At 70.2% G+C, this 6,794-nt stretch carries 6 protein-coding genes; 2 read left to right on the top strand and 4 right to left on the bottom strand.

Translation table 11 applies throughout. The features are described 5' to 3' along the window. Nucleotides 1-967 precede the first annotated feature (967 nt). On the top strand, nt 968-1,966 hold the full coding sequence (locus KXC43_RS49875; RefSeq protein WP_221383362.1) for a phosphotransferase: 999 nt from the start codon (nt 968-970) through the stop codon (nt 1,964-1,966). A gap of 3 nt (nt 1,967-1,969) precedes the next feature. Here KXC43_RS49875 and KXC43_RS49870 read toward each other — a convergent pair whose 3' ends face one another. Beyond that, a complete protein-coding gene (locus tag KXC43_RS49870) occupies nt 1,970-2,932 on the bottom strand; it encodes a D-alanine--D-alanine ligase family protein (protein ID WP_438870964.1) in 963 nt (320 codons plus the stop codon). A gap of 8 nt (nt 2,933-2,940) precedes the next feature. Continuing rightward, complete coding sequence (locus KXC43_RS49865; RefSeq protein WP_221383360.1) at nt 2,941-4,251, bottom strand: aminotransferase-like domain-containing protein; 1,311 nt, start codon at nt 4,249-4,251, stop codon at nt 2,941-2,943. Nucleotides 4,252-4,440: 189 nt separating this feature from the next. Here KXC43_RS49865 and KXC43_RS49860 point away from each other — a divergent pair, with 189 nt between their 5' ends. After that, on the top strand, nt 4,441-5,109 hold the full coding sequence (locus KXC43_RS49860) for a GNAT family N-acetyltransferase (protein WP_221383359.1): 669 nt from the start codon (nt 4,441-4,443) through the stop codon (nt 5,107-5,109). Here KXC43_RS49860 and KXC43_RS49855 read toward each other — a convergent pair. Together KXC43_RS49855 and trxA are read right to left on the bottom strand one after the other, a co-directional pair. Beyond that, complete coding sequence (locus KXC43_RS49855; RefSeq protein ID WP_221383358.1) at nt 5,106-6,254, bottom strand: N-acetylmuramoyl-L-alanine amidase; 1,149 nt, start codon at nt 6,252-6,254, stop codon at nt 5,106-5,108. The two genes, KXC43_RS49860 and KXC43_RS49855, sit on opposite strands and share 4 nt — an antisense overlap. Before the next feature lie 97 nt (nt 6,255-6,351). Next, on the bottom strand, nt 6,352-6,678 hold the full coding sequence (gene trxA, locus KXC43_RS49850) for a thioredoxin (protein WP_221383357.1): 327 nt from the start codon (nt 6,676-6,678) through the stop codon (nt 6,352-6,354). Nucleotides 6,679-6,794 lie beyond the last annotated feature (116 nt).

The following is a 6,794-nucleotide window of genomic DNA, read 5'->3' as shown; positions in this document are numbered from 1 at the left end:
ACGCGGCCCCCGGGAGACGCGGCCCCCGGGAGACGCGGCCCCCGGGAGACGCGGCCCCCGGGAGACGCGGCCCCCGGGAGACGCGGCCCCCGGTCACTTCGTGACTCCGGGACTCTCCGGCACTGGGAAGCCGAGACACTCGGCCACCCGGACACCGAGAAACTCGGGCACAGGACGTGCCGACGGCCGGACATGCTGACGCCGGATACGCAGGAACCTAGGGCTGCCCGGGCGCGGGTAGAGCGCGACACTCAGACGCGGTCGGCCCGTGATACTCGCCCATACTGGAGCTGGTCGGCCCTAGCGCTCGATTGGGGCGAACGGGCAGTTGGTCGCGCGGCACAAGCAACGGCGACGCGGGTCGGAGTTCGAGGAGATCCCGCTGCCACGCAAGGTGGTGCATCGCTAAAGCATTCGCAAGTGGGCCGTGGCGCTTGGTGCGCGTGCCGAGTCGGCACAGCGCGAACGCGGCGCGGTCTCTTCGGCTATCTGTTGTGCGCCCGGATATCGGCTGAGCGCGATGTGGTCCGCAGCCTGCTCTATGTTCGCGCGCCCGGATGCCGGTTAAAGGCAAGGGCAATGACCTCCGCGGCCAGCTAAATATTCGCGCGCATCCGAGTGCCGAGCCGAGCTCGAACGCGATGCGATCTGCGTCCCACCGTTCGCGGAGCGCAAGCACAGCTCAGTCTGCGCCTACTGCCGGTTAGGCGGTGCATTCGGTTCCCCTGGGGGATCGTGCGTCGATGGTTTGCCGGTGCGTGCGGTGCGTGCGGTGGACATCGCTGGCACCTCTGGTCACTGGCGCTCGCGGGTGGACGAGGGGTGCTTGAACAGGTGCGGCCCGGGGACGGTGAGTTGATGCGGTTGTGGAGCAGCGACCCGCGCCAGCGACGAACTCGGTAAGAGCCTCAGTGCGGCGAGCGCCAAATTGGTGGTGCGGGGAAGGCCGAGGCGTCAGGATCTGTCGATGAGGCTCGAGCAAGTTGTGGAGCGGTTCGGACTGGGTGCACTGACTGCCGAGCCCGTGAAGGTTGCCGGCGGACTGTCCAACGAGATGTGGCGGGTGGCGACTGCGCTCGGCGAGTTCGCGGTCAAGCGGATGGTCGTCAACGCCGGACTGCCGCAGTTCGTCGGGAACGTCGAGGGCGCCTTCCGTGTGGAGCGGCGGGCATGGGCCGCCGGGGTTGCGATGCCTGAGCCGATCGCGGAGCCGGGTACCGGGCGGGCTCTGGTCCGGGTGGAGGGGGAGCTCTTTCGAGCGCACCGGTGGGTGGACGGGCAGGCGGCTGCCGGACCGGCTGCACAGGGCGCGGAACTCCTGGCGAGCATCCACGCGGCCGGTGATCCTCGATGGGAGGCGGCCTCCGGCTCGCGGCGCGATGGCTCGGGGCGCGATGGCTCGGGGCGCGATGGCTCGGGGTCCGATGGCTCGGGGCGCGATGGCTCGGGGCGCGATGGCTCGGCGTGGGATGGTTCGGGGTCCGACGGTTCGGGGTGGGATGGCTCGCGGTGGGGCGGAGCACTTGCCCGCCTGGGTGAGCGAGTAAGGCCGGTGCCCAACCGGATGCTGATGGTGGACAGCCACCGCGACCTCGACCGGAAGAACGCGCTTGTGCGCGATGACGGAAAACTGCTCGCGCTGGACTGGGACGCAGCCGGACCAATAGGCGCCGTCCACGAAGTGGTGGCTCTGGCCCTCGACTGGTCGGACCGGGACGGCCACGAATCCCGATGCACGTTCGTCGAGGCGATCATCGCGTACAGCCGGCGGACGGGTCTGGTTGTTGCGGCCGAGCCGTGGGTGTTCGGCGGTTGGGTGGCGGCGGCGGGCGGCTGGCTCGACTACAACGCGGACCACCGCGCCGGGGAGGAACTCGGGCAGGCCGAGATCGCGGCGACCCGCGAGCGGATGCTTGCGCTCGCCGATGGGCTGGATGGCTGGCTCGGCGCTCTCGCCCGCGTGTGAGACTCAGTCGGCGGAGCGGGCGACGGCCCGGTCGACCAGCGTCTTGAGGATGTGCCCCAGGTCTTGGCCGGCGGCCTGCACGGCCAAGGGCAGCAGCGACGTCTCGGTCATGCCGGGCGACACGTTGATGCCCAACACCTGGGGCGAACCGTCCTCGGGCACGATCAGGTCGACGCGGGACAGGTCGCGTAGGCCGAGGGCCTTGTGGGCGGCCAGCGCGGTCTCCGACACTCGCGCCGCCACCTCGGGCGACAACCGGGCCGGCGTGTGCCACGTGGTGAGGCCGGCCGTGTAGCGGGCCGCGTAGTCGTAGACACCGTCGCGCGGGACGATCTCGACGATGGGCAGGGTCTGAGGGCCGCTGCCCAGATCGACGATCGAGACCGCTACGTCCATGCCGGGGACGAACTTCTCGACGAGTGCCGTGGAGTCGTACGCGAAGCACCCGACCATTGCCGGCGGCAGTGCGCTTTCCTCGCGGACCACGGCGGCGCCCAGGCCGGAGCCGCCCTGGGCCGGCTTGACCATCAACGGCAGGCCGAGCCGATCGACGATGCGGTCGAGCACGGCCACCGCACCCAGTTCCGAGAAGCGGTCGTGCGGCAGCGCCACCCAGTCCGGCGTCGGGATGCCGGCCTCGCGCAGCATCGACTTGGCCGACGGCTTGTCCCACGCCAGGCGGGCCGCTCGGGCGTCACAGCCCACGTAGGGAACACCGCACAGGTCGAGCACGCCCCGCAGCGAGCCGTCCTCCCCCGTGGCGCCGTGCAGGGCAATCACGACCGCGTCGGGCGGGTCTTCCTGCAGCGACGGCAGCAGGGTCACGTCGGCGTCGCGCATCTCGGCGCTCAGGCCGGCGGCGCGCAGCGCGTCGAGGACGCGGCGGCCGGAGCGCAGCGACACGTCCCGCTCGTAGGAGAGGCCGCCGGCCAGGACCATCACGCGCACATCGTCACCCGTACCCATGGAAGAGATCATGCCAAGTCGGGGCCAGGGGCATCCGCGGCGGCCGTGCCCCGGCGACGCGCGTGCGAGCCGCCGGCGGACGGGCCGAAGACCGCGCGCATCGCCAGCTCTTGTTCCATCACCCCGGACAGCCGACGGATGCCCTCGCGGATGCGTTCGGGCGACGAGAACGAGAAGTTGAGCCGCATGTTGTTGCGGCCCGTGCCGTCGGCGTAGAAACCGGTGCCGGGCACGTACGCCACCCGCGCGGCGATCGCGCGCGGCATCATCGCCTTGGAGTCGAGACCCTCGGGCAGCGTCGCCCACACGAAGAGGCCACCGGTCGGGTGGGTCCAGCTGGTGCCGGGGGGCATGAGGTCGCGCAGCGAGGTGAGCATGGCGTCGCGGCGCTCGCGGTAGATCTCGCGGTAGACCTTGATCTGTTCCTGCCACGGCATCGTGGACAGATACTGCGTCACGGCGCCCTGGGCGAACGCGCTCGGGCAGAGGACGTTCGCTTCGCTCATCATCACGAGCTTTTCCCGTACGGCGTGGGGCGCGAGGATCCACCCGACGCGCAGCCCGGGCGCGAAGGTCTTGGAGAACGTGCTGACGTAGAAGACACCCTCACGACGGCGGGCCCGCATGGGCAGCGGCGCATCACCCTCGAACGACAACATTCCGTACGGGTCGTCCTCGACCACCAGCAGACCGGCGCGCTCGCAGATGTCGAGCACCTGTTCGCGCCGCTCACCGGTCAGCGTCACGCCGGCCGGGTTCTGGAACGTCGGGATCGTGTAGAGGAACTTCGCCTTGCGGCCGGACCGCTCGACGGCGGCGATGGCCTCTTCCAGCGCGGCCGGGATCAGCCCCTCGTCGTCCATCGGGACGTGTTTCACCTGGGCCTGGGCGGCCTGGAAGACACCGAGTGCGCCGACGTAGCTGGGGCCCTCGGCGAGCACCACGTCGCCCGGGTCGAGGAACAGGCGGGCGAGCAGGTCGATCGCCTGCTGACCGCCGACGGTGACCACCACGTCGTCGGGGGACGCGCCGTGGATGCCGGAGATCGCCATGACCTCACAGATGCGCTCACGCAGGTCGACCGTGCCCTGCCCGATGCCGTACTGCAGAGAGCTGGCGCCCTGTTCGGCGGCGAGCTGGTTGAGCATCTCGCCCACCGCGTCGAGCGGCAGGGCGGCGATGTAGGGCGAACCGCCGGCGAGCGACACGACCTCGGGACGACTTGCCACTGCGAACAGTGCGCGGATCTCGGAGGTGGTCATGCCACGCACACGACGCGCGTACCGATCGGTGTAGTCGTCCTGGGTTGTGCCGGTCATGCGGCTTCACCTCGCCAGTAAGAAGGCTCGACAGTTGGAGGCACCGGTGCCGATGTCCGATCGTAGCCGTGCGGTGCGACGGAAGCCCTCGTTTAACCAGTCACCTTGCCCGAGCTGGTCCCGTTCATGACTATTGCGGCGTAGGATCCCACCCGGGGCGCTGGGCCCGATGACGCCGAGGGGGATGCAGTGTCGCGACGCCTGGTCAACCTCACGCTGGACACGCTCGGGGACCTTCCGAGGCCGTGCAGCCAGTGCGTTTTCTGGGAACTCGACCCGGTGTCGGCCGAGCGCGCGTGCGCCTCGGGCGACCCCGGACTGGAGAAGGAAGCCTGGGTCTCGCAGACCCTGCTCGAGTGGGGTTCCTGCGGCAAACTGGCCTACGTCGACGGCATGCCCGCCGGTTTCGTGATGTACGCCCCGCCGGCCTACGTCCCCCGTTCGATGGCCTTCCCGACCTCGCCGGTGAGCGCCGACGCCGCCCTGCTGATGACCGCGCACGTGGTGGCCTCGTTCGCCGGTGGCGGGCTGGGCCGCATGCTGGTGCAGGGTGTCGCCCGCGACCTGACCAAGCGAGGGGTCAAGGCGATCGAGGCATTCGGCGACGCGAAGTTCGGCGAGGCCGACGACGAGAAGCAGCCCGGCTGTGTCGCCCCGGTCGACTTTTTCCTGTCGGTCGGGTTCAAGACCGTACGCCCGCACCCGCGCTTCCCCCGGCTGCGCCTCGAGCTACGCACGGCCCTGTCGTGGAAGTCCGACGTCGAGTACGCGCTCGAGAAGCTTCTCGGCTCGATGAGCCCCGAGACACTGTTGCGGCCGGTGCGCCCGGCCACAGCCACCCGCAGCGTCGAGAGCTAGCCCTTGCTCGAGAGCGCCATCCGCAGCTGGCGCACGTCGATCGACCCGGTGGGCACGTCGGCCTCGACGGGGTAATACATGCGCTGCACGGCGGCCAGGATCGCCTCGACGATCTGCTCGCGGAACAGCGGGTTGATCAGCCGGTCGCGGTCGAGCGGCGAGGTCAGATAACCCAGGTCCACCCGTACGGCGGGCATGCGCGTCAGGCGCAGCAGCTCCCACGTCTTGGCGTGGATGCGGCAGTCCCGCATGCCGGTGCGGACGACGATCTCGCGCTGCACCAGGTTGGCCAGCCGCTCCCCCACCGTCGAGCTCAGCCCGCTGCCCGTGCCGTAGTGGTAGGTGGCGACACCGTCGGCCACTTCGTTGTCGTGACCGTCGAGGTGCAGCGAGATCAGCAGATCGGCGCCGAGGCTGTTGGCCAGACCGGCCCGCTCGGCGCTGCCGATCGGCTCGGCCGGCTTGGGCCCGCGGGTCATGTGGACCCGCATGCCCGCCGCGGCGAGCCGGCCCTCGAGGCGGTTGGCCAGGTCGTAGACGAGGTCGGCCTCGCTCCAGCGCAACGGGCCGTCGGGGACCACGACACCCTGGTCGTCACCCCCGCCGTGGCCCGGGTCGATCACGATGGTCTTGCCGACCAGGTTGGTGCCGGCCCGGCGGAAGGCCTCGGCCTCGCGCAGCCACTGGGGGCGACCGCCGACGACCTTGCGGCCGAGCTGGCGCAACGCCTTCATGGTCTGGGGGCCGCAGGAACCGTCGGAGGTCAGGCCGACCTCACGCTGGAACTGGGCGACCGCGCGGGCCGTGCGCGGGCCATAGATCGAGTCGGGCCGGCCGGAGTCGAAGCCCATCTCGAGGAGTCGTTCCTGCAGAGTGCGGACGTCCTCGCCGACCAGCGCGTCGGGCACCGAGTGGAACAGGGTGCGGGCGCCGAGCCGCCAGCGGGACGCGTCGAGGGCGCCCCACGTCTCGTCGCCGACCAGACCGTCCACACCCAGCCCGCGGTCCTGCTGGAAGGCTCGCACCGCGGTGTCCATGGCGTCGTCGAAGACATCCCCGGCGGACTCCAGCAGGTCGAGTCCGACCAGGATCGACCGGATCTCGGCAACGGCCGGGCCGCTGTCTCCACGTCGGATGGAACGCACGCGCGACTCCCTAGGAACGAAGGACGACTCTGGGCAGAGTACTCCGCACACGCCGACGCCCCGCATCCTCGAGGGCGCGGGGCGTCGGCGATGAGTGTCAGAGAGCCGATTCGATGAAGTTGACCAGGGCGCTCTTGGGCTTGGCGCCGGTCACCGAGCTCACCGGCTCGCCGCCCTTGAAGATCGTCAGGGTCGGGACCGACATCACCCGGTAGGCGCGCGTGGTCTCCGGGTTCTCGTCGATGTTGACCTGGACGATCTCGACCTTGTCGCCCATCTCCTTGGCGATCTCGGCCAGCAGCGGGTCGACCTTCTTGCAGGGCGCGCACCACTCCGCCCAGAAATCGACCAGCACGGGCTTGTCCGACTGCAGCACGTCGCTCACGAATGTGGCGTCGGTGACCGCCTTACCTGCAACTCCCACTACGACCCTCCAGGTCTTCTTGCAGCGTCTCTTTACAGCTCGACGAATGAGGCGATGAAACGCTCGGCGTCCAGCGCCGCGGCGGTGCCGGTGCCGGCGGCGGTGATGGCCTGCCG

It is taken from the genome of Paractinoplanes polyasparticus (genome assembly GCF_019710575.1).
GTDB lineage: Bacteria > Actinomycetota > Actinomycetes > Mycobacteriales > Micromonosporaceae > Actinoplanes > Actinoplanes polyasparticus.
The sequence above is the reverse complement of the archived record's forward strand: the minus strand, read 5'-3'. Positions and strand labels throughout refer to the sequence as shown.